We start from the raw sequence: 21,597 nt of genomic DNA, 5'->3' as shown, positions 1-21,597 counted from the left end.
CAATTACCCGTGTAGGAGCGGTGCAGGCCCTGTCAGGCGATGCCAACCTGGTTGCGCCCGCCATTCTTGGCCTGGTACAGGCCTTTGTCCGCAGCCGAGATCAGCTGCCGGCTATGGCTGCCGATAGACGGAGTCTGGGTGGCCAGGCCGATGCTCACGGTCAGATACGAGTCGGGCACCGGCGCGGTGTGCGGGATGCCCAGGCCGAGCACGGTCTGGCGCAGCTTCTCGGCCACCAGCCGTGCCCCACCCGGCGAGGTGTTGGGCAACACCAGGACGAACTCCTCGCCGCCATAGCGCGCCGGCAGGTCGGTCGGCCGCGAGCACGAGCCGCGTATCGCCTCGGCCACCTGGCGCAGGGCCTCGTCACCGGCCAGGTGGCCGAAGCTGTCGTTGTAGGCCTTGAAGAAGTCCACGTCGATCATCAGCAGCGACAATTGCTGCTGTTCACGCATGGCACGGCGCCACTCCAGCTCAAGGTACTCGTCGAAGTGGCGCCGGTTGGACAACCCGGTCAGGCCGTCGGAGTTCATCAGCCGCTGCAGCATCAGGTTGGTATCGAGCAGTTGCTGCTGGCTGACGCGCAGGGCGCGGTAGGCCTCGTCGCGCTGCAGCAGTGTCAGGTAGGAACGCGAGTGGTAGCGGATTCGCGCCACCAGCTCGATGGTGTCCGGCAACTTGACCAGGTAATCGTTGGCCCCGGCGGCAAAGGCTGCGCTCTTGACCAGCGGGTCTTCCTTGGTCGACAGAACGATGATCGGGATATCCTGCGTCGCCGGGTTGTTGCGGTATTCACGCACCAGGGTCAGCCCGTCCAGGCCAGGCATGATCAGGTCCTGAAGGATCACCGTGGGCTTGATGCGCACGGCCTGGGCCACCGCCTGGTGCGGGTCGGCGCAGAAGTGGAAGTCGATGTTCTCTTCATTGGCCAGGCCACGCCGCACCGCCTCGCCGATCATGGCCTGGTCGTCGACCAGCAGCACCATTGCCGAGTTCTCGTTGGCGGTCGTGAAACCTTCGATCGGTAAGTCATTCATACCTGTTCACCCGATCACTGCCGGCCTGGCGGCGTGATTCAATACACTTCGTCATTTTGCGAAAAATTCCATCAAGCGCCCGGCTATGCGTTCCAGCGGGCGGATTTCCACCGCAGCATCAATGGCCGCAGCGGCCTTGGGCATCCCGTACACCGCGCTGCTGGCCTGGTCCTGGGCAATGGTCAGGAACCCCTGCTGGCGCATCAGCTTCAGGCCCTGGGCACCGTCGCGGCCCATGCCGGTAAGCAACACGCCCACCGCATCGCCGGTCCAATAGCGCGCCACACTCTCGAAGAACACATCGATCGAGGGGCGGTAGATTTCATTGACAGGTTCGGCAGTGTAGGCCAGTTGGCCGTTCTGTAGCAGGCGGATGTGGTGGTTGGTGCCGGCCAGCAACACCTGCCCCGGCTGCGGTGGCTCGCCTTCACGGGCCAGGCGCACCGGCAGGCCGGCAGCGCTGCTGAGCCATTCGGCCATGCCGGCAGCAAAGACCTGGTCCACATGCTGGACCAGCACGATCGCCGCCGGAAATGCCGCCGGCAGGCCCTTGAGCAGCACTTCAAGGGCAGCCGGGCCGCCAGCGGACGAGCCAATCGCCACCAGCCCGCGGTGCTGGGACGCGGCCCGCACTGGCGCAGCGACCGAGCGTGCGGCCGGGGCACGCTGCTGGCCGATCAGCCAGCTTATGTTGAGGATCTTGCGCAGCAGTGGCGCTGCCGCTTCGCGCGGATCGCCCGCCCCCAGCGCCGGCGTGTCGACCACATCGAGGGCGCCGTGACCCATGGCCTCGAACACCCGATGCATGTTCTGTTTACGGTCGACCGTTACGACTACGATGGCGCAGGGGGTTTCGGCCATGATCCTGCGAGTGGCCTCGACGCCGTCCATCACCGGCATTATCAGGTCCATGAGGATCAGGTCCGGTAGTTGCTCCGTGCAACGCTGCACCGCCTCGGCACCATTACCGGCCACCCATATCACCTGGTGCTCGGGCTCGAAGGCAACCACCCGGCGCAGCGCCTCGACAGCCATGGGCATGTCGTTGACGATGGCGATCTTCATCCCTGAGCACCTCCGATCAGCTCAACCACAGCATCCAGCAACGCATCGTCGTGGAAACTGGCCTTTGCCAAATAGTAGTCGGCACCGGCATCCAGGCCACGCCGTCGGTCCTCCTCACGGTCCTTGTAGGACACCACCATCACCGGCAGCGATTGCAGGCGCTGGTCGCGGCGTACCAGGGTGACCAGCTCGATGCCGTCCATGCGTGGCATGTCGATGTCGGTGATCAGCAGGTCGAAGTCCTCGCCACGCAGGGCGTTCCAGCCGTCCATGCCATCCACCGCCACGGCCACGTCGTAGCCACGGTTGCCGAGTAGCTTGCGTTGCAGTTCACGCACGGTCAGCGAGTCGTCAACCACCAGGATGCGCTGGCGCGCCACGCCACGGGCGCCGCTGCTGCCGCGTTCGATGCGTTCCAGGCTGCCGGTGCTGAGCAGTTTTTCCACCGAGCGCAGCAAGTCCTCGACATCGACGATCAACACCACCGAGCCATCGTCGAGCAAGGCGCCGGAGGAAATGTCCTTCACCTTGCCCAGCCGTGGATCGAGCGGCATCACCACCAGCACCCGCTCGCCTACCAACCGCTCCACGGCCACGCCATACAGTTGCTCGCGCTCGCGGATCACCACCACCCGCAAGCTGCTCTCCTGCGTTTGCCCGGCCGGGCGGTTGAGCAGCTGGCTGGCCGCGACCAGGCCGATGTGCCGGCCTTCATGCCAGAAGTGCTGGCGCCCTTCGATCTGCACGATCTCTTCGGCGCTCACGTTCAGTGTGCGTTCGATATGGGCGAGCGGGAAGGCATAAGCCTCGCCCCCCACCTCGACCACCAGGCTGCGCACCACCGACAGGGTCAGCGGCACCTGCAGGTGGAAACGGCAGCCCTGCCCGGCCAGCTGGGTCAGCTCGATCGAACCGCGCAGCTCACGGATCATGTGCTGCACCGCATCCAGGCCCACGCCGCGGCCGGACACCTCGGTGACCTTGTCGCGCAGGCTGAAACCGGGCAGGAACAGGAACGTCAGTAGCTCTGCCTCGCTCATCCGCGCCACCGTGTCGGCGGGCGACAGGGCACGCTCGACGATGCTGCTGCGCAGGCGCTCGAGGTCAATGCCGGCACCGTCGTCGATCAGTTCCAGGCTGAGCATACCGGCCTGGTGCGAGGCCCGCAGACGGATCACGCCCTCCTCCGCCTTGCCCGCCAGCAGACGACGCTCGGGCAGTTCGATGCCGTGGTCGACCGCGTTGCGCAACAGATGGGTCAGCGGCGCTTCGAGCTTTTCCAGCACATCGCGGTCGACCTGGGTCTTCTCCCCTTCCACCAGCAGCCGCACCGGCTTGCCCAGCGATCGGCCAAGGTCACGCACCATGCGGCTCTGGCCGGTCAACACATCGGCAAACGGCCGCATCCGGCAGGCCAGCGCGGTGTCGTACAGCAATTGTGCGCGCTGGCTGGCCTGCCAGCCGAACTCGTCCAGGTCGCCAGCCTGCTGCTGCAGAATTTCCTGGGTTTCCACCAACAGGCGCTGGGTCTGCGCCAGGGCTTCGAGCACCTCGCTGCTCTGGCCACTGTCCTCCAGCTGCATGCGCAGGCCGTCAAGCGCCTGCATGCCCTGGCCATGCATGCGCTTGAGGCGCTGCAGGGTGGCCAGGTAAGGCTTGAGCCGCTGGGTTTCCACCAACGACTTGCTGGACAGGTCGAGCAGGCTGTTGAGGCGGTCGGCGGTGACCCGCAGCACCCGCTCCGTGCCTTCACCGGCGCGCTTGCCGGCCTTGCGACGGAGGGGCACCTCGGGCTCGGACTCTGCCTCCAAGGGTTCAACAGGCAGCGGCAAAGGTTCGGCTTGCGCGGTTTGCACCGGCGTTTCCGGCAGCGCAGACACGGCTGGCGGCACGGAGGGCATGGCTACCGCCCCTGGGTCGAGTAGGCTGGCCATTTGCGCGAGGAACACCGGCAGGGTCGCCTGCGCCCCGACGTCGCCAGGCGTAGCGATGCGCATCAACAGGTCAGTGCCCTGCAGCAGGGCGTCGATATGCTCGGCGCTCAGACGCACGCGGCCTTCCTGGGCAGCCACCAGGCAGTCCTCCATGACGTGGGCGACGCTGACGCCAGCGTCCACCCCGACGATCCGCGCCGCCCCCTTCAGCGAGTGGGCGGCGCGCATGCAAGCCTCGAGCTGGTCGGCCTGCGTGGGGTTACGCTCCAGCGCCATCAGGCCGGCACTGAGGACCTGGGTCTGCGCCTCGGCCTCCAGGCTGAAGAGTTCGAGCAACGATGCGTCGCGCATTTGCTCTGGGGTCATGACAGGCTCCGCTGCACGGCAGACAGTAAGTGTTGATCGTCCAGCACCCGCACGCTGCGGCCACGCCATTGCAGAACCGCAGCGGTAAAGTGGTTGGCGTCCTGGCCGCTGCCCAGCAGCAGCGGGTCGAGCCGGTGAATGCCGTCGATTTCCTCGACCGCCATCACTACCGGCCCGCCCTCGGCGGCCAGGATCAACATGCGCGGCATCGCCCGGCCGCTGCGTTGTTCGGCAGCACTGGCCTGCACGCCCAGCAGGTCGGCCAGTGACAGGCACGGCACCAGCGCACCGCGCACGTTGGCCACCCCCAGCAATACCCGCGAGCGCTGGTGCGGCAGCGAATGCACTGCCTGCAACGGGGCAATTTCGGCCAGGCAGGCGGTGGCCAGCGCCAGCCACTCTTCACCCAGGCGGAACAGCAGCATGGAGCGACCACTGCTTTCCTCGACCGGCGGCGCCACGGCAGCCTGGTGGTCCTGCATCAGCGCGTAGCGATCGAGCAGGCGAGTGGCAGCAGCGGCATAGACCTCGCAGTTGCGGCAGTGAACGTGACGCTCCAGCAGCGGGCACTGCTTGTCGCCGTGCACGCCGATGCGGTTCCAGCAGTCGTCGATGTGCGCGTCATCCTCGGCGAGCAATTGCATCGCGGATTCCTTCATCGTTCAGACTCCCGGCCAACCCGGGCGGCGCGCTCCTGCAGGCGCCGGGCACCGGCCAGGTCACCCTGGGCCGCCAGCAAGGCCGCCAGGTGCACAAGCGCCTCGGGGTGCTGCGGTTCAAGGTACAGGGCTTTGCGATAGTGGGTCAGCGCCTGCTGCGCATCACCTTCGGTATCGCTGAGCAGCCCCAGCCAGTAGTACACCTGCGCCGAAGGTGCGAACTGGCTCAGGTAACGCTGGCATTCGGCACGGGCCTGTTCGCTGGCGCCGGCATTGGCAAGCCGGGCAATGCTGGCCAGCAACTCGCTTGCCTCCTCGCGCTTGTGCTCGCGCGCTGGCACTGGCTTCGCGGCCTCGGGCAGCACGCGCAGTGGGCGCGGCAACGCAGCGCTCGGTGGCGGGTAGCCTGGCGTAGCCAGTGCTGGCGACATGCGCCGCGAGGGCTGGACCGGAGGCGTCGCCGGCGCAGGGCCACCGCCCTCCTGGCGTACGTAGGCGAACGACTGGGCAATCCCCAGCGGGCGCATGCCCAACCGCGCCAGCAAGCTGCCCTCGGCCGGGCCGATGAACAGCACGCCCTGTGGGTGCAGCAAGCGCTTGAGCACTTCGAACACCCGTTGTTGGGTCGGCACGTCGAAATAGATCAGCAGGTTCCGGCAGAACACGAAGTCGTACAGGCCCTCGCGGCTGACCAGCGCCGGGTCAAGCACGTTGCCTACCTGCAGGCTGACTTGCTCGCGCACCCGCTCATGCAGGTGGTGGCCTTCGTCGAGGGCATGGAAGTAGCGCTCGCGAAAGCCCAGGTCGCTGCCACGGAAGGCATTACGCCCGTACACAGCCTGCCCGGCCTTGGCCACTGAACTGGGGCTGATGTCCATGCCGTCGACCAGGAACGCCCCCGGCGCGATGCCGGCATCGAGCAAGGCCATGGCCAGCGAATAGGGTTCCTCGCCGGTCGAGCATGGCAGGCTGAGCAAGCGCAGCGGGCGCGCCCCGGCCAACTCGGCCAGGCGCTTGTGCGCCAGGCTGGCCAAGGCGGTGAAGGATTCGGGGTAACGGAAAAACCAGGTTTCCGGGACAATGACTGCTTCGATCAGCGCCTGTTGCTCATCCATCGACTGCTGCAGGTGCAGCCAGTAATCATCCAGGTCCGCGGCGTTCACGGCTACGCAACGCTGACGCAGCGCACGCTCGACCATGGGCGCGCCCACCGACTCCACATCCAGGCCGATGCGTTCGCGCAAGAAACGGAAGAAACGCTGTTCGTTCATGTCGGCATCCCTGTCGGATCATCCGCGTACAGCAACTCGTGCACGGCATCGGGCAGCAGGTCGTTGACCTCGATGCGCTGCAACAAGCCCTGCTCATCCTGACGCACCGGGCCCAGGTACGGGGCTTCGCCGCTGTCCATGCCATACGGCTGAAACTCGTCGGGGTGGCAACGCAGGGTTTCGGTGGCCTGCTCCAGGATCAGGCCAAGCTGCAGGCCGCCTCGGTAGTGCACCAGCACCAGGCGGGTACTGGTGCGCTGCGCTGCCGGCTGGCCGAAGCTCAATGCCGCCAGGTCGACCACCGGTACCAGCAGGCCACGGTGTGCAAGGATGCCTGCGACCCAGGCAGGCGCCTTGGCGATCGGCTTGAGCGGCTGGCGCGGCAGCACCTCGATCACCTCGTGCGCGCTCAGGGCAAAGCGCTGCTCCCGGATGCGAAACTGCAGGTACAACGTCCCCTTGGCGTTACCCGCCCGCGCGGCGCGCGGTTGCAAGTTGTTCATCGCAGTCAGACTTTGAAGCGCGACACGCCGCCACGCAGGCCTGCGGCCACCTGGCTCAGCTCATCGATGGCGAAACTGGCCTGGCGCAGCGACTCTACGGTCTGGGTGCTGGCATCGCTGAGCTGGGCCAGCGCCTGGTTGATCTGCTCGGCACCAGTGGCCTGGGCCTGCATGCCCTCGTTGACCATCAGCACACGCGGCGCCAGGGCCTGCACCTGGTGGATGATCTGGCTGAGCTGCTCGCCCACCTGCTGCACCTCGAACATGCCGCGGCGCACTTCTTCAGAGAACTTGTCCATGCCCATGACCCCGGCCGACACCGCCGACTGGATCTCGCGCACCATCTGCTCGATGTCGTAGGTGGCCACGGCGGTCTGGTCGGCCAGGCGGCGCACTTCGGTGGCCACCACGGCAAAGCCGCGGCCGTACTCGCCGGCCTTTTCCGCTTCGATGGCAGCGTTGAGCGACAGCAGGTTGGTCTGGTCGGCGACCTTGACGATGGTTACCACCATCTGGGTGATGTTGCTGGCCTTTTCGTTGAGGATGCCCAGCTTGGCGTTGACCAGGTCGGCAGCGCCCATCACCTGGTGCATGGTTTCTTCCATGCGCGCCAGGCCCTGCTGGCCAGAGCCAGCCAGGCTGGAGGCCTGGTCGGCGGCCGAGGTGACTTCGCTCATGGTGCGTACCAGGTCACGCGAGGTGGCGGCAATCTCCCGCGAGGTGGCGCCGATTTCGGTGGTGGTGGCGGCCGTTTCGGTGGCAGTGGCCTGCTGCTGCTTGGAGGTGGCGGCGATTTCGGTCACCGAGGTGGTCACCTGCACCGAAGAACGCTGGGCCTGGGACACCAGGTTGGCCAAGGCCTCGGCCATTTCGTTGAAGCCGCTTTCGATGGCACCGAACTCATCCTTGCGGTCCAGGCTCAGACGCATGCTCAGGTCACCCGAACGCAGTTTGTCCAGGGCATGGACAATGCGCTGCACGGGTGCAGTGATGGCGCGCAACAGCAGCAGGCCGCAAATGCCCGCGGCGATGATCGCCAGCAATAGCGAAACCACCATGCTGCCCTTGGCCGTGCTTACGGCGCTTACGATTTCGCTGGTGGCGGTTTCAGCTGAGGCTCGATTGTCCTCGATAACCTGGTTCAGATGCTTGCGCCCATCCACCCATGCCGGGGTGAGCACCTCGTTGATCAACCGCTGGGCTCCGTCATAGTCGTGCTGACGGTAGGCGTCCAGAACCTGGCCGACGATCTTCATGTAGTTTTCTTCAAGTTGCACGAAGGTGTTGAAGTGGCTCTGGTCGGCTTGGTTCAGGATCGTGGCCTGGTAACTCGCCATGTGCTGCTTCAGGCGGTCCTCGAAACCTTTGAACAGCTCCATGTCAGCCGAGGTGATTTCACGACGGTTGGACAGGCCCACCAGCTGCTGGCTGGTGACATAGCTGTCGACCCAGGCGCTACGGATCATCGAGCTGTAGTAGACCCCGGGAATGCTGTCGCTCCCCACTGCCTGCTCGGCGGATGCGATGGTCGCCAACCGCGAGTAGGCGGCCACGATCATCAGCAGCATGATGGCGATGATCACGGCGAAACTTGCCAGGATCCGTTGGCGCAAGGTCCAGTTCTTCACATTCAGCCCTCAGGAATTCACAACGAGCGGGGAAAATTGCCGAAGTATAGCCTAGGCGCCCAGCGCTCATGCGGCTGAAATATGGGGTAATCAGGGATCCTTGCCGACAGGCAGGTCATCTGTGCCCAAGGCCATCGGGCCGCTGTGCGGCCCCTATCACTGGCCGGCAGCAAGCCTTGCCTGGCCCTCCAACTCCTGGCGCAGGGCAGGGTCCAGGCGCAACTGGCGGGCCAGTTCGTCCAGGTAGGCGCGCTCCATGTAGTTTTCCTGGTCGACCATCATCACGCTGGCCAGGTACATCTCGGCGGCCATCTCCGGCGTTTGCGCGGCACGGGCCACTTCGGCCGGGTCCAGTGGCTTGTTCAGCTCGGCATGCAGCCAGTGCTGCAATTCGCGGTCAGTGTCCAGGCGGGTGAATTCGCCCTCGATCAACGCTCGCTCGCGTTCGTCGATATGGCCATCGGACTTGGCCGCCGCCACCAGCGCCCGCAGCACCGCCTGGCTGTGCTGTTCGGCTTGGGCCGGCGGCAAGCGGTCGACGGTCTGTGGCTCGGCGGCGGCCACCTGCTGGCGCGCCTGCCAATTGCCGTAGGCCTTGTAGGCCAGCACACCGAGCGCTGCCAGGCCACCATAGGTGAGGGCCTTGCCGCCATATTTGCGGGCTTTCCTGTTGCCCAGCAGCAAGCCCATGGCGCCCGCCGCCAGGGCACCGCCACCGGCACCGGAAAGCAGGCTGCCAAGGCCACCGGCATGGGTGCCTGGCTTGCCAGAACTGCCCTTGACGGCCTGGCTGGCGAGCAGGTCCTGGCCGGACTTGAGCAACTGATCGAGCAATCCCCGGGTATTCATCAAACGGTCTCCACGTTGGCCAAGGGAGCCGTCAGGTTAAGCCCTGCCTGCCCGATCGCCATGAGGGGATTTGCTTCCGGATGTTGCATTGGCTGGCAAAAAGCCAACTAGACTCGATATCGCCAACACCGCGCGCAACCGCACTACGCTTATAACGATCGCTTCACGGCTTGCTTGATGACTGCCCCGACCAAAATCTCCAAGAAGAGGGAACACCATGTCAGTGCACAAGACCGCATTGCTCGGCGCCACCGCCTGCGCCGTGCTGGCCAGCGCCAGCCTGCAGGCTGCCGAACAGCCCAAGGCCCTGGGGCCCGGCGAGGGCCGCCTGGACATCGTCGCCTGGCCCGGCTACATCGAGCGCGGTGAAAGCGACAAGGCCTACGACTGGGTGACCGGATTCGAGAAGGAAACCGGCTGCAAGGTCAGCGTCAAGACCGCCGCCACCTCGGACGAAATGGTCAGCCTGATGACCAAGGGCGGCTACGACCTGGTCACCGCCTCGGGTGATGCCTCGCTGCGGCTGATCGCGGGCAAGCGGGTACAGCCGATCAACACCGCCTTGATTCCCAACTGGAAGAACATCGACCCACGGCTGCAGAACGGTGGCTGGTACGTGGTCGACAAGCGGGTCTACGGTACCCCGTACCAGTGGGGGCCGAACGTGCTGCTGTACAACACCGACGTGTTCAAGCAGGCGCCCACCAGCTGGGGCGTACTGTTCGAGCCGCAGAACCTGCCCGACGGCAAGCCGAACAAGGGCCGCGTGCAAGCCTACGATGGGCCGATCTACATCGCCGATGCGGCGTTGTACCTGAAGACGGCCAAGCCGGAGCTGGGCATCCAGGACCCGTACGAGCTGAGCGAAGCTCAGTACAAGGCCGTGCTGGAACTGCTGCGCCAGCAGCAACCGCTGATCCATCGCTACTGGCATGACGCCACGGTGCAGATGAGCGACGTGAAGAACGAAGGCGTGGTCGCCTCCAGCTCCTGGGGTTACATGGTCAATGGCCTGAAGGCCGAGAAGCAGCCTGTGGCCTCGACCATTCCCAAGGAAGGCGCAACCGGCTGGGCCGACACCACCATGCTGCACAGCGAGGCCAAGCACCCCAACTGTGCCTACAAGTGGATGGACTGGTCGCTGCAGCCGAAGGTACAGGGTGATGTGGCGGCCTGGTTCGGTTCCTTGCCGGCGGTACCGGCTGCCTGCACCGGCAGCGAGCTGCTGGGGGCCGAGGGTTGCAAGACCAACGGCTTCGACAACTTCGACAAGATCGCCTTCTGGAAAACCCCGCAGGCCCAGGGGGGTAAGTTCGTGCCATATAGCCGCTGGACCCAGGATTACATTGCGATCATGGGTGGGCGCTGAGGTTGCCTGAATGCCTGTGCCGGCCTCTTCGCGGGTGAACCCGCTCCCACAGGTAAAGCACCACCCTTACAGGCGGTGATGAACCTGTAGGAGCGGGTTCACCCGCGAAGAGGCCAGCACAGGATTAAGTCAGTTGTCCGGAGCCCATGCATGCCCCTAGCCGTCCAGTTCACCCAGGTTTCCCGCACCTTCGGCGAGGTCAAGGCCGTCGACCAGGTCAGCATCGACATCATCGATGGCGAATTCTTCTCCATGCTCGGCCCCTCTGGCTCGGGCAAGACCACCTGCCTGCGCCTGATCGCCGGCTTCGAGCAACCCACCAGCGGTTCGATCCGCATCCACGGCGTCGAAGCCGCCGGCGTGCCGCCCTACCAGCGCGACGTCAACACCGTATTCCAGGACTACGCACTGTTCCCGCACATGAACGTCCTGGACAACATCGCCTACGGCCTGAAGGTAAAAGGCGTGGCCAAGGCCGAACGCCACAGCCGCGCCGAAGAAGCCCTGGCAATGGTGGCCCTGGCCGGCTACGGCGCGCGCAAGCCGGCGCAGCTGTCCGGCGGCCAACGCCAACGCGTGGCCCTGGCCCGCGCGCTGGTCAACCGACCACGGGTCCTGCTGCTGGACGAGCCGCTGGGCGCGCTGGACCTGAAGCTGCGCGAACAGATGCAGGGCGAGCTGAAAAAGCTGCAACGCCAGCTGGGCATCACCTTCATTTTCGTCACCCACGACCAGACGGAGGCGCTGTCGATGTCCGACCGGGTGGCGGTGTTCAACCGTGGCCGCATCGAGCAGGTCGACACCCCGCGCAACCTGTACATGCAACCGGCCACCCCCTTCGTTGCCGAATTCGTCGGCACCTCCAACGTTGTGCGCGGCGAACTGGCCACACTGCTCAATGGCAGCCCGGCGCCCTTCTCCATCCGCCCCGAACACATCCGTCTCGGCGACCCGGCCACAGCCGGTCAGCATGTCCAGGTCAGCGGCCTGCTGCACGATATCCAGTACCAGGGCAGTGCCACCCGCTACGAGCTGCAACTGGACAGCGGCCAGCTACTGGCGGTGAGCCAGGCCAACGACCGCTGGCAGGCGCAGGCACAGGCCTGGCAACCCGGGCAACGGGTACAGGCACACTGGCCCCGTGAAGCCATGACGGTGCTGCGGGAAACCGAGGGCCGCTGACATGAGCACACTGCGCGGCCTGTCCAACCTGCTGTACCGGCGCCCCAACCTGTACCTGGCCCTGCTGCTGATCCCGCCGCTGACCTGGTTCGGCGCGATCTACCTGGGCTCGCTGCTGAACCTGCTGTGGCAGGGTTTCTATACCTTCGACGACTTCACCATGGCGGTAACCCCGGACCTGACCCTGGGCAATTTCGCCGCGCTGTTCAACCCGTCGAACTTCGACATCATCCTGCGCACCCTGGGCATGGCACTGGCGGTGTCGCTGGCCAGTGCGGTACTGGCCTTCCCCATCGCCTACTACATGGCGCGCTACACCAGCGGCAAGACCAAGGCGTTTTTCTACATCGCGGTGATGATGCCGATGTGGGCCAGCTACATCGTCAAGACCTACGCCTGGACCCTGCTGCTGGCCAAGGGCGGCGTGGCCCAGTGGTTCGTCCAGCAACTGCACCTGGATGCCCTGCTGCAAACGGTGCTGGCGCTGCCGGGCGTTGGCGGCAGCACGCTGTCGACTTCGCACCTGGGGCGCTTCATGGTGTTCGTGTACATCTGGCTGCCGTTCATGATCCTGCCGATCCAGGCCTCGCTGGAGCGCTTGCCGCCGTCGCTGCTGCAGGCCTCGGCAGACCTCGGCGCACGGCCCGGGCAAACCTTCGTGCAAGTGATCCTGCCGCTGTCGATCCCGGGCATCGCCGCCGGCTCGATCTTTACCTTCTCGCTGACCCTGGGCGACTTCATCGTGCCGCAGCTGGTCGGCCCGCCCGGTTACTTCATCGGGAGCATGGTCTATGCCCAGCAAGGGGCGATCGGCAACATGCCGATGGCCGCCGCGTTCACCCTGGTGCCGATCGTGCTGATCGCGGTGTACCTTTCCATCGTCAAGCGCCTGGGGGCCTTCGATGCACTCTGAAAAAGCCTCGACCGGGCTGCGCCTGGCGGCCTGGGGTGGGTTGCTGTTCCTGCACTTCCCGATCCTGATCATCTTCCTGTACGCCTTCAACACCGAAGACGCAGCGTTCAGCTTCCCGCCCAAGGGCTTTACCCTGAAGTGGTTCGCCGTGGCCTTCGCCCGGCCCGATGTGCTGGAGGCGATCAAGCTGTCGCTGCAGGTGGCCTGCCTGGCCACGCTGATCGCCCTGGTGCTCGGCACACTGGCCTCGGCGGCGCTGTACCGGCGCAGCTTTTTCGGCAAGGAGAGCATTTCGCTGATGCTGATCCTGCCTATCGCCCTGCCCGGCATCATCACCGGCATCGCCCTGCTCTCGGCGTTCAAGACCTTAGGGATAGAGCCCGGCCTGTTCACCATCGTGGTCGGCCACGCCACGTTCTGCGTGGTGATCGTCTACAACAACGTGATCGCCCGCCTGCGGCGTACTTCGCAGAGCCTGATCGAAGCCTCGATGGACCTGGGCGCCGACGGCTGGCAGACCTTCCGCTACATCATCCTGCCCAACCTCGGCTCGGCGTTGCTGGCCGGCGGCATGCTGGCCTTTGCCCTGTCGTTCGACGAAATCATCGTCACCACCTTCACCGCCGGCCACGAACGCACCCTGCCGATCTGGCTGCTCAACCAGCTCAGCCGCCCGCGCGACGTGCCGGTGACCAACGTGGTCGCCATGCTGGTGATGCTGGTGACCATGCTGCCAATCCTTGGCGCCTATTACCTGACCCGTGGCGGCGAAAGCGTCGCGGGCAGTGGCAAATGACCCTGGAGGAGTCCCCGATGCAAACGCAGATGCTGATCAATGGCCAGCTGGTCGCTGGCCAAGGCCCGGCCTGGACCGTGCTCAACCCGGCGCTGGGCACCGCCCTGGCGCAAATCAACGAAGCCAGCGAAGCCCAGGTGGACAGCGCCGTGCGCGCCGCCGACCAGGCCTTCGACAGCTGGTCGCAAAACAGCCCCAAGGAACGCTCGCAAGCCTTGCTGGCGCTGGCCGACGCCATCGAAGAGCATGGCGATGAACTGGCCCGGCTGGAATCGCAGAACTGCGGCAAGCCGCTGAGCGCCGCGCTGAATGACGAGATCCCGGCAATTGCCGACGTGTTCCGCTACTTTGCCGGTGCAGCGCGCTGCCTGGGCGGCTCGGCAGCCGGCGAGTACCTGCCGGGCCACACTTCGATGATCCGCCGTGACCCGCTGGGCGTGGTGGCCTCGATCGCGCCGTGGAACTACCCGTTGATGATGCTGGCGTGGAAGATCGCCCCGGCCCTGGCTGCCGGCAACACGGTGGTGATCAAGCCCTCCGAGTTGACCCCGCTGACCGCCCTGCGCCTTGGCGAACTGGCCCAGGACCTGCTGCCACCGGGGGTGCTGAACATCCTCTTCGGCCGTGGCCAGACGGTCGGCAACCCGCTGGTCAACCACCCCAAGGTGCGCATGGTATCGCTGACCGGCTCGATCCCCACCGGCGCACACATCATCAGCGCCACCGCCGACAGCGTGAAACGCATGCACATGGAACTGGGCGGCAAGGCCCCGGTGCTGGTGTTCGACGATGCCGACATCGATGCCGCCATCGACGGCATCCGTACCTTTGGCTTCTACAACGCAGGCCAGGACTGCACCGCCGCCTGTAGGCTGTATGTGCAGGATGGCATCTACGAGCGTTTCGTCGAACGTCTGGGGGCCGCAGTGGCCAGCCTCAAGCCGGGCCTGCAGGAAGCCGAGGACACCGAACTGGGGCCACTGATCAGTGCCCAGCACCGCGACAAGGTCGCGGGCCTGGTGCAACGCGCGGTTGCCCAGCCGCACATTCGCCTGGTAACCGGTGGCAAGGCGATTGAGGGCGACGGTTTCTTCTTCGAGCCGACGGTGCTGGCCGATGCCCTGCAGGATGACGAAATCGTGCGCAACGAAGTGTTCGGCCCGGTGGTGTCGGTGACCCGCTTCAGCGACGAAGCGCAGGCGCTGGAATGGGCCAACGACTCCAACTACGGCCTGGCCTCATCAGTCTGGACCCGCGACACCGGCCGCGCCCACCGCCTGGCGGCGCGCTTGCAGTATGGCTGCACCTGGGTGAATACCCACTTCATGCTGGTAAGCGAAATGCCGCATGGCGGGCAGAAGCATTCGGGGTATGGCAAGGATATGTCGATGTATGGGCTGGAGGATTACACCTGTGTGCGGCATGTGATGATCAAGCATTAAGGGTAAAGCCTGGGTTGAGACCGGCACCTCAGCCCAGGAGCTTTCCTGCAATCGGTTCGGCCCATTCCTAATGCCACATCCTTTAGCTTGTAGTCATCGAAACTGGATTATCACGAGGCTGGATGACATGGAATATCGAGGGCAACGAGCAAGGGTGAAATACAGCAAGGAAGACCATTCATGGGTCGGGCACCTTTGCACAACTTGCGATATTGTCGGGTTTCACGCTCGGTCGCGCAGGCTGTTGCCTGCCGCGTTCAAAGAGGCAGTGGACGACTATTTGGAAGTAAATAGAAAAGGAGTAAGTATCAACGCCTGACTTTGCGCGACCTCTGTGGGAGCGGGTTCACCCGCGAACACCGGCAAAGCCGGTGCCATACACCGAGTCGCCTTCTTCGCGGGCATGCCCGCTCCCACAGATACCGCACCGCATTCAAAGGCGGTGCAATACCGTGTAGGAGCGTAATGCTTGGGTCAGGTCAATCCCGCAAGTCCGACTCGTGAATCGGGTTAGCCCGGCTGGTGGCGCGCTGGTATTGCGCAGGCCAAGTAGCTTTGTTGCCGCCCAGGTCGTCGTCAGCATGCAGCGGCCAGTACGGGTCGCGCAGCAGTTCGCGGGCGAGGAAGATGATGTCGGCCTGGCCGGTGCGCAGGATGTGCTCGGCCTGGGCCGGTTCGGTGATCATGCCCACGGTGCCGGTGGCAATTTCCGATTCCTTGCGCACACGCTCGGCGAAGCGGGTCTGGTAGCCGGGCCCTGTGGGGATTTCGGCATTGACCGAGGTGCCGCCGGAGGACACGTCGATCAGGTCGACGCCCAAGCCACGCAGGCGGCGGGCCAGTTCGACGGTTTCATCCGGGTTCCAGCCGTCCTCCACCCAGTCGGTCGCCGATACCCGCACGAACAGCGGCAGTTCGGCCGGCCAGACCTTGCGCACGGCCTCGACCACCTGCAGGGTCAGGCGAATGCGGTTTTCGAAGCTGCTGCCGTACTCGTCGCGACGCTGGTTGCTCAGCGGTGACAGGAACTGGTGCAGCAGGTAGCCATGGGCGGCATGGATTTCGACCACCTTGAAACCGGCCCTCAGGGCACGCTCGGTCGAGGCGACGAAGGCGGCGATCACATCCTGGATTTCGTCATGGGTCAGCTCGCGTGGCGGTGTGTGTTGCGGATCGAAGGCTATCTTCGACGGCCCTACCGGCTGCCAGCCGCCCTCCTCGAGCTTGACGCTGCCTTGCTTGCCCAGCCACGGGCGATAGGTGCTGGCCTTGCGCCCGGCGTGAGCCAGCTGGATACCGGGCACGCCCCCTTGGGCGGTGATGAAACGGGTGATGCGTTGCAGCGGGGCGATCTGAGCATCGTCCCACAGGCCGAGGTCTTCGGCGGTGATGCGACCATCGGCAGTCACCGCCACGGCTTCAGTGATTACCAGGCCCGCGCCACCCACGGCGCGGCTGCCCAGATGGACAAGGTGCCAGTCGTTGGCCAGGCCATCTACGGCGGAATACTGGCACATCGGCGAAACGGCGATGCGGTTGGGCAGGGTCAGCTGACGCAGGGTGTAAGGCTCGAGCAGCAGGCTCATGAGGGCACCTCCCAAGGACTCCAATGGTGATCCGGCCCGGACACTCAATTGCACGTCCCTGGCCCAGGTCCGGTCATAACTTCAGACTAGACCAGAATGGTTGGGGGGGAGGTTCCATGGGATTTCGGGTGGGGTGCGGGGGGGGTTGGCTCGAGAGTGGTGGCGCCTATGAGATCGAGCGCCGCCCGCGCGGCGCTTCGCAGCACAAGGCTGCTCCTACATCTGTTTCGGGCCAGTAACGCCTGTACCTGCGCACACGACCGCCTTGTTTGCCCGACGCAATATCGAGGTGGACGCCAAGGGGGCGCGCACCTTTGCCTCAGGATTAACTGGCCCGAAACAGATGTAGGAGCAGCCTTGTGCTGCGAAGCGCCGCGCGGGCGGCGCTCGATCTCAAAGGCGACATCACTCTCAAGGCAGGCACCTGGCAGCCCTGACCGCCGCTACAGGCAGGCACTCTGACAGGTATTTCAGATATTCCCTACGACTCAGATCTGGTGATGCCTGACCTGAGGAAATACCCTACACGTTCTGTCGACAGGCGTCTGATTGTTCCCGGATACACCGCCACTTAGGCTTTCTGGGTCGCTGAAATCTAGCGATGCGGGTGTGGAAACCCGGTCAATCTTCAAGTGCCTGTCGTAATGGCAGCTGTGTGCGGGAGGCCGTTTGGCCTACCGGGTTCCTTGAAGGCCGGTTTTCCACCCTGCATACAGTTGCCGCCCTTCGTGTGGAAACGGCGGTGGCAACTCCTTCAACCTTCAAGGAATTGCTATAAAAATGACTACAGAAGACACCCAATTCACCGTCGGCAAGACCACTTTCTTTCAGGGCGAAAACCAGACCCACCCATTATTTCGCATCGAAGCGGGCATTCCGTGCCGAGACGCCCGTGATCAGGCTTCGGAACTGATGGGCTATGTACGGGAGTTGACCATCGTCGGGCTGATGGATGAGAAACCCATGATGATCTGGGCTGCGCACTATCTCAGTGCGATGGCCAAGGCGCTGATGGATGATGCCGAGTTAGGTATGGCGCGCTGAGTTTGCTGTGCTCATCGATCGCACATGGAGCACATTGGCCAGCCCGCCGCAGAGCCTTGTGGGAGCGGGCATGCCCGCGAAGCAAGCGACTCGGTGGCTGGCACCGGCTCTGCCGGTGTTCGCGGGCATGCCCGCTCCTACAGGTACGGTGCAAGCCTCAAGCGCGGCGCTGACCCTGTGGGAGCGGGCGTGCCCGCGAAGAAGGCGACTCAGTGGATGGCACCGGCTCCGCCGGTGTTCGCGGGCATGCCCGCTCCCACAGGGCTAGCGCCAAGCCTTGAGGGCAATGCGGTCGAGGTGTGAGCTGGCTTGCCGGCGATGGGCTGCAAGGCAGCCCCGGAATTGCAGTCAGCGCGGCTCCATGTGGGCAATCATCAACTGCACACTTTCATTGCCACGAAACTCGTTCACATCCAGCTTGTACGCCAACTCGACCCAACGCACCGTCGGGTTCGGCCACACTTCGCGGTCGACACCGAAGGCAATGCCATCCAGCCGCACCGAACCGCACTCGCTCTTGAGCACCACCTTCAGGTGCCGCTCGCCCACCACACGCTGCTCCACCAGCTGGAACACGCCATGAAACAGCGGCTCGGGAAAGTGCTGCCCCCAGGGCCCGGCATGGCGCAGGGCCTTGGCCAGGTCGAGGTGGAACTCCTCCACCGCCAGGCTGCCGTCGGACAACAGCCGACCGGTCAGGTCCTCTTCGCGCAGCTGACGTCTTACTTCTTCGTCGAACGCCTCGGCAAATGCCGGGAAATTGGCTTCAGGCAACGACAAGCCCGCCGCCATGGCGTGGCCGCCGAACTTGCTGATCAGCTGCGGATGACGCGCCGCCACGGCGTCCAGGGCATCACGAATGTGGAACCCCGGCACCGAGCGCGCCGACCCTTTGAGCATCCCCTCGCCAGCGTCGGCGAAAGCGATGGTCGGCCGGTGGTAACGCTCCTTCAGGCGCGAAGCCAGAATACCGATCACACCCTGATGCCAGTCGGCATCGAACAGGCACAAGCCGTAAGGCATCGACTCGACCGGCAGGTCCTTGAGCTGAGCCAGGGCCTCGCGCTGCATGCCCTGCTCGATGGACTTGCGGTCCTGGTTCAGGTCGTCCAGTTGCTGGGCCATGTCCTGAGCCAGGGCCGCGTCTTCACACAGCAGGCATTCGATACCCAGGCTCATGTCGTCCAGGCGCCCGGCAGCGTTCAGCCGCGGGCCGAGGATGAAGCCGAGGTCGGTCGAGGTGATGCGCCGGTGATCGCGGCGGGCCACTTCCAGAATGGCCTTGAGCCCCGGCCGCGCGCGACCGGCGCGAATGCGTTCGAGGCCCTGGTGCACCAGGATGCGGTTGTTGGCGTCCAATGGCACCACGTCGGCGACGCTGCCCAGGGCAACCAGGTCGAGCAATTCGCCGATGTTCGGCTGCGGCTGAGTTTCGTAGCGCCCCAGGCTGCGCAGGCGCGCACGCAGGGCCATCAGCACATAGAAGATCACCCCTACCCCGGCCAGCGCCTTGCTGGGGAAACTGCAGCCCGGCTGGTTGGGGTTGATGATGGCGTCGGCGTCGGGCAACTCCGCGCCCGGCAGGTGGTGGTCGGTGACCAGCACCTTGAGCCCGGCGGCCTTGGCGGCTGCCACACCGTCGACGCTGGAAATGCCGTTGTCCACGGTGATCAGCAGCTGCGGCTGGCGTTGCAGCGCCACCTCGACGATTTCCGGGGTCAGGCCGTAACCGTATTCGAAGCGGTTGGGCACAAGGTAGTCGACGTGAGCCGCGCCCAGCAGGCGCAGGCCCAGCACGCCGACAGTACTGGCAGTGGCGCCGTCGGCATCGAAGTCGCCGACGATGAGGATGCGCTGGCGCTGGTCGATAGCCTCGACCAGCAGATCCACGCCGGCCTCGATGCCCTTGAGCTGCTGGTACGGCAGCAGGCGCGCGAGGCTTTTGTCCAGCTCGGCCTCGCTCTGCACGCCGCGCGCGGCGTACAGGCGGGTCAGCAAGGGTGGCAGGTTACCCAGGAATGGCAGGGTCGGCGGCAGCGGGCGAGGTTCGATACGCATGGGGTGCTTCAGCCACGCTCACCCAGCAGCCACTCCAGCTGCACTTCGTGCTGGCCACGGTCGTCGGTGACGAACAAGGTGCCTTCGCTGATCATCACGTCCCACTTGATGGTACGGGGCATGTCGGTGGCGAGGGTTTCCAGCACCTCCTGCGGCACGGCAGCGATGCTCAGGTTCTTCAGGCCCTTGACCGCATCTACCACCTTGTTCTGCCATACACGCAGGCTGCCGTAGGCCAGCAGGCTGGTGCGCTCGGTGCGGCGCGAGCACCAGGTCAGTCGGTCGGCGTCCGGCTGGCCCACTTCAATCCAGTGCAGGATGCGATCGTCCAGGCTCTTTTCCCAGAGCGCCGCTTCGTCCACATCGGACAGGCCACGGCCGAACGACAGGTTTTCGTTATACCACAGGGCGTAGGCCAGCAGGCGCACAGCCATGCGTTCTTCGGTTTCCGAAGGGTGGCGGGCGATAGTCTGACGGACGTTTTCGTACACGCCGCGGTCGAGGTCGGTCAGGTTCAGTTCGAATTTATAGGTGGTGGACGGCTGGGCCATGGTCGACGGGCTTCTTGCGCAAAGAAAAGTGGCACAGTCTAACCGATACTGCCCTTCGTTGCCCCGCAGCAGTATCTGCCGCTTCGGACCTATGATAAAACCACGCATCTGCCCAGCTGCCACGGATGCCCCATGACTACGCCCAGCAAACCCCTCGCCGGCCTCAAAGTTGTCGAACTCGGCACCCTCATCGCTGGCCCGTTCGCCTCGCGCATCTGTGCCGAATTCGGCGCCGAGGTGGTCAAGGTCGAATCGCCCGATGGCGGCGACCCGTTGCGCAAATGGCGCAAGCTGTATGAGGGTACCTCGCTGTGGTGGTTCGTGCAGGCCCGCAACAAGCAGTCACTTACCCTCAACCTCAAGCACCCCGAGGGTCGCGAGATTCTCAAGCGCCTGCTGGCCGAGGCCGACATCCTGATCGAGAACTTCCGCCCGGGCGTGCTGGAAAAGCTCGGCCTGGGCTGGGACGTGCTGCACGCGCTCAACCCGCGCCTGGTTATGGTGCGCCTGTCAGGCTTCGGCCAGACCGGGCCGATGAAGGACCAGCCGGGCTTCGGCGCCGTGGGCGAGTCGATGGGCGGCCTGCGCTACATCACCGGTTTCGACGACCGCCCACCGGTGCGCACGGGCATTTCCATCGGTGACTCGATTGCTGCCCTGTGGGGGGTGATCGGCGCACTGATGGCGCTGCGGCACCGGGAAGTCAACGGCGGCCAGGGCCAGGTGGTGGACGTGGCCCTGTACGAAGCGATCTTCGCCATGATGGAAAGCATGGTCCCGGAGTTCGATGTGTTCGGCTTTATCCGCGAACGCACCGGCAACATCATGCCGGGCATCACGCCCTCCTCCATCCACACCAGCGCCGACGGCAAGCATGTGCAGATCGGCGCCAACGGCGATGCGATCTTCAAGCGCTTCATGCAGGCCATTGGCCGCACCGACCTGGCCGACGACCCGACCCTGGCAACCAACGATGGCCGCGACCTGCGCCGTGACGAGCTGTACGGGGTCATCGACCGCTGGGCCAACAGCCTGCCGCTGGAGCAACTGATGCAGGTGCTGAATACCGCCGAAGTGCCGGCCAGCCGCATCTATTCGGCCGAGGACATGTTCAACGACCCGCAATACCTGGCACGCGAAATGTTCCTGCAGGCCAAACTGCCGGACGGCAAGCCGTTCCGCATGCCGGGCATCGTGCCCAAGCTGTCGGACACCCCCGGCTCCACCGAGTGGGTCGGCCCGGCACTGGGCGAACACACCGAGGCGCTGCTCGGCAGCCTGGGCTACGACGCGGCGGCCATCGCCAGCCTGCGCGCAGCAGGCACGGTCTGACCCCGGCACGGC

Annotated in this window: 18 protein-coding genes; 7 read left to right on the top strand and 11 right to left on the bottom strand. The window is 65.0% G+C overall.

The features are described 5' to 3' along the window. Nucleotides 1-32 precede the first annotated feature (32 nt). The 8 genes from wspR to A4C63_RS03180 form a co-directional block, all read right to left on the bottom strand. The gene (gene wspR, locus A4C63_RS03215) at nt 33-1,037 is read right to left on the bottom strand and encodes a Wsp signal transduction system regulator diguanylate cyclase WspR (RefSeq protein WP_063911476.1); all 1,005 of its coding nucleotides are present in this window, start codon (nt 1,035-1,037) and stop codon (nt 33-35) included. 51 nt (nt 1,038-1,088) lie between these two features. After that, complete coding sequence (gene wspF / locus A4C63_RS03210) at nt 1,089-2,102, bottom strand: Wsp signal transduction system protein-glutamate methylesterase WspF (RefSeq protein WP_063911475.1); 1,014 nt, start codon at nt 2,100-2,102, stop codon at nt 1,089-1,091. Beyond that, the gene (locus tag A4C63_RS03205; protein ID WP_063911474.1) at nt 2,099-4,402 is read right to left on the bottom strand and encodes a hybrid sensor histidine kinase/response regulator; all 2,304 of its coding nucleotides are present in this window, start codon (nt 4,400-4,402) and stop codon (nt 2,099-2,101) included. Before A4C63_RS03205 ends, wspF begins: the two co-directional genes overlap by 4 nt. Continuing rightward, the gene (locus tag A4C63_RS03200) at nt 4,399-5,046 is read right to left on the bottom strand and encodes a chemotaxis protein CheW (protein WP_371106001.1); all 648 of its coding nucleotides are present in this window, start codon (nt 5,044-5,046) and stop codon (nt 4,399-4,401) included. Before A4C63_RS03200 ends, A4C63_RS03205 begins: the two co-directional genes overlap by 4 nt. An 11-nt stretch (nt 5,047-5,057) precedes the next feature. Then, nucleotides 5,058-6,332 carry a protein-glutamate O-methyltransferase CheR gene (locus A4C63_RS03195; RefSeq protein WP_063911472.1) on the bottom strand — a complete coding sequence of 425 codons (1,275 nt, stop codon included), beginning with the start codon at nt 6,330-6,332 and terminating at the stop codon, nt 5,058-5,060. Continuing rightward, complete coding sequence (locus tag A4C63_RS03190) at nt 6,329-6,835, bottom strand: chemotaxis protein CheW (RefSeq protein WP_063911471.1); 507 nt, start codon at nt 6,833-6,835, stop codon at nt 6,329-6,331. The genes A4C63_RS03195 and A4C63_RS03190 overlap by 4 nt, the downstream gene beginning before the upstream one ends. A gap of 5 nt (nt 6,836-6,840) precedes the next feature. Continuing rightward, on the bottom strand, nt 6,841-8,463 hold the full coding sequence (locus A4C63_RS03185; RefSeq protein ID WP_063911470.1) for a methyl-accepting chemotaxis protein: 1,623 nt from the start codon (nt 8,461-8,463) through the stop codon (nt 6,841-6,843). A gap of 156 nt (nt 8,464-8,619) precedes the next feature. After that, nucleotides 8,620-9,312 (bottom strand): tellurite resistance TerB family protein, encoded by a 693-nt coding sequence (locus tag A4C63_RS03180; protein WP_063911469.1) that lies wholly within the window; start codon nt 9,310-9,312, stop codon nt 8,620-8,622. Nucleotides 9,313-9,529: 217 nt separating this feature from the next. On the opposite strand from A4C63_RS03180, the gene ydcS reads away from it, so the two are divergent. The 5 genes from ydcS (at nt 9,530) to A4C63_RS03155 (ending at nt 15,014) form a co-directional block, all read left to right on the top strand. Then, on the top strand, nt 9,530-10,681 hold the full coding sequence (ydcS, locus tag A4C63_RS03175) for a putative ABC transporter substrate-binding protein YdcS (RefSeq protein ID WP_063911468.1): 1,152 nt from the start codon (nt 9,530-9,532) through the stop codon (nt 10,679-10,681). Between the two features lie 150 nt (nt 10,682-10,831). Next, nucleotides 10,832-11,863, top strand: coding sequence for an ABC transporter ATP-binding protein (locus A4C63_RS03170; protein WP_063911467.1), 1,032 nt, complete (start codon nt 10,832-10,834; stop codon nt 11,861-11,863). A 1-nt stretch (nt 11,864) separates the two neighbouring features. Continuing rightward, nucleotides 11,865-12,776, top strand: coding sequence for an ABC transporter permease (locus A4C63_RS03165; RefSeq protein WP_063911466.1), 912 nt, complete (start codon nt 11,865-11,867; stop codon nt 12,774-12,776). Beyond that, complete coding sequence (locus A4C63_RS03160) at nt 12,766-13,572, top strand: ABC transporter permease (RefSeq protein WP_063911465.1); 807 nt, start codon at nt 12,766-12,768, stop codon at nt 13,570-13,572. The genes A4C63_RS03165 and A4C63_RS03160 overlap by 11 nt, the downstream gene beginning before the upstream one ends. Nucleotides 13,573-13,589: 17 nt before the next feature. Beyond that, the gene (locus A4C63_RS03155; protein ID WP_063911464.1) at nt 13,590-15,014 is read left to right on the top strand and encodes a gamma-aminobutyraldehyde dehydrogenase; all 1,425 of its coding nucleotides are present in this window, start codon (nt 13,590-13,592) and stop codon (nt 15,012-15,014) included. 479 nt (nt 15,015-15,493) lie between these two features. On the opposite strand, the gene A4C63_RS03150 is transcribed toward A4C63_RS03155, so the two are convergent. Then, nucleotides 15,494-16,600 (bottom strand): NADH:flavin oxidoreductase/NADH oxidase, encoded by a 1,107-nt coding sequence (locus A4C63_RS03150; protein ID WP_063911463.1) that lies wholly within the window; start codon nt 16,598-16,600, stop codon nt 15,494-15,496. 780 nt (nt 16,601-17,380) lie between these two features. Here A4C63_RS03150 and A4C63_RS03145 point away from each other — a divergent pair. Continuing rightward, nucleotides 17,381-17,644 (top strand): DUF3077 domain-containing protein, encoded by a 264-nt coding sequence (locus A4C63_RS03145; protein WP_025337923.1) that lies wholly within the window; start codon nt 17,381-17,383, stop codon nt 17,642-17,644. A 348-nt stretch (nt 17,645-17,992) separates the two neighbouring features. Here the strand turns inward: A4C63_RS03145 and recJ are convergent, their stop codons facing one another. Both recJ and A4C63_RS03135 read right to left on the bottom strand, forming a co-directional pair. After that, nucleotides 17,993-19,702: a single-stranded-DNA-specific exonuclease RecJ gene (recJ, locus tag A4C63_RS03140; protein WP_063911462.1), complete on the bottom strand. Its 1,710-nt coding sequence runs from the start codon at nt 19,700-19,702 to the stop codon at nt 17,993-17,995. 8 nt (nt 19,703-19,710) lie between these two features. Next, nucleotides 19,711-20,253 (bottom strand): YaeQ family protein, encoded by a 543-nt coding sequence (locus A4C63_RS03135; protein WP_013971198.1) that lies wholly within the window; start codon nt 20,251-20,253, stop codon nt 19,711-19,713. A 132-nt stretch (nt 20,254-20,385) separates the two neighbouring features. On the opposite strand from A4C63_RS03135, the gene A4C63_RS03130 reads away from it, so the two are divergent. Then, complete coding sequence (locus A4C63_RS03130; protein WP_063911461.1) at nt 20,386-21,585, top strand: CaiB/BaiF CoA-transferase family protein; 1,200 nt, start codon at nt 20,386-20,388, stop codon at nt 21,583-21,585. The last annotated feature ends 12 nt before the right edge of the window (nt 21,586-21,597 follow it).

The sequence above is a fragment of the Pseudomonas sp. p21 genome (assembly GCF_001642705.1).
In the GTDB taxonomy this organism is placed as follows: Bacteria; Pseudomonadota; Gammaproteobacteria; order Pseudomonadales; family Pseudomonadaceae; genus Aquipseudomonas.
This window is presented reverse-complemented; position numbering and strand designations above follow the sequence as displayed.

Bases quoted from the DNA above. Each gene is read 5' to 3' on its own strand.
- wspR (WP_063911476.1), bottom strand. From the start codon at position 1,037: ATGAATGACTTACCGATCGAAGGTTTCACGACCGCCAACGAGAACTCG.
- wspF (WP_063911475.1), bottom strand. From the start codon at position 2,102: ATGAAGATCGCCATCGTCAACGACATGCCCATGGCTGTCGAGGCGCTG.
- A4C63_RS03205 (WP_063911474.1), bottom strand. From the start codon at position 4,402: ATGACCCCAGAGCAAATGCGCGACGCATCGTTGCTCGAACTCTTCAGC.
- A4C63_RS03200 (WP_371106001.1), bottom strand. From the start codon at position 5,046: ATGCAATTGCTCGCCGAGGATGACGCGCACATCGACGACTGCTGGAAC.
- A4C63_RS03195 (WP_063911472.1), bottom strand. From the start codon at position 6,332: ATGAACGAACAGCGTTTCTTCCGTTTCTTGCGCGAACGCATCGGCCTG.
- A4C63_RS03190 (WP_063911471.1), bottom strand. From the start codon at position 6,835: ATGAACAACTTGCAACCGCGCGCCGCGCGGGCGGGTAACGCCAAGGGG.
- A4C63_RS03180 (WP_063911469.1), bottom strand. From the start codon at position 9,312: ATGAATACCCGGGGATTGCTCGATCAGTTGCTCAAGTCCGGCCAGGAC.
- ydcS (WP_063911468.1), top strand. From the start codon at position 9,530: ATGTCAGTGCACAAGACCGCATTGCTCGGCGCCACCGCCTGCGCCGTG.
- A4C63_RS03170 (WP_063911467.1), top strand. From the start codon at position 10,832: ATGCCCCTAGCCGTCCAGTTCACCCAGGTTTCCCGCACCTTCGGCGAG.
- A4C63_RS03165 (WP_063911466.1), top strand. From the start codon at position 11,865: ATGAGCACACTGCGCGGCCTGTCCAACCTGCTGTACCGGCGCCCCAAC.
- A4C63_RS03160 (WP_063911465.1), top strand. From the start codon at position 12,766: ATGCACTCTGAAAAAGCCTCGACCGGGCTGCGCCTGGCGGCCTGGGGT.
- A4C63_RS03155 (WP_063911464.1), top strand. From the start codon at position 13,590: ATGCAAACGCAGATGCTGATCAATGGCCAGCTGGTCGCTGGCCAAGGC.
- A4C63_RS03150 (WP_063911463.1), bottom strand. From the start codon at position 16,600: ATGAGCCTGCTGCTCGAGCCTTACACCCTGCGTCAGCTGACCCTGCCC.
- A4C63_RS03145 (WP_025337923.1), top strand. From the start codon at position 17,381: ATGACTACAGAAGACACCCAATTCACCGTCGGCAAGACCACTTTCTTT.
- recJ (WP_063911462.1), bottom strand. From the start codon at position 19,702: ATGCGTATCGAACCTCGCCCGCTGCCGCCGACCCTGCCATTCCTGGGT.
- A4C63_RS03135 (WP_013971198.1), bottom strand. From the start codon at position 20,253: ATGGCCCAGCCGTCCACCACCTATAAATTCGAACTGAACCTGACCGAC.
- A4C63_RS03130 (WP_063911461.1), top strand. From the start codon at position 20,386: ATGACTACGCCCAGCAAACCCCTCGCCGGCCTCAAAGTTGTCGAACTC.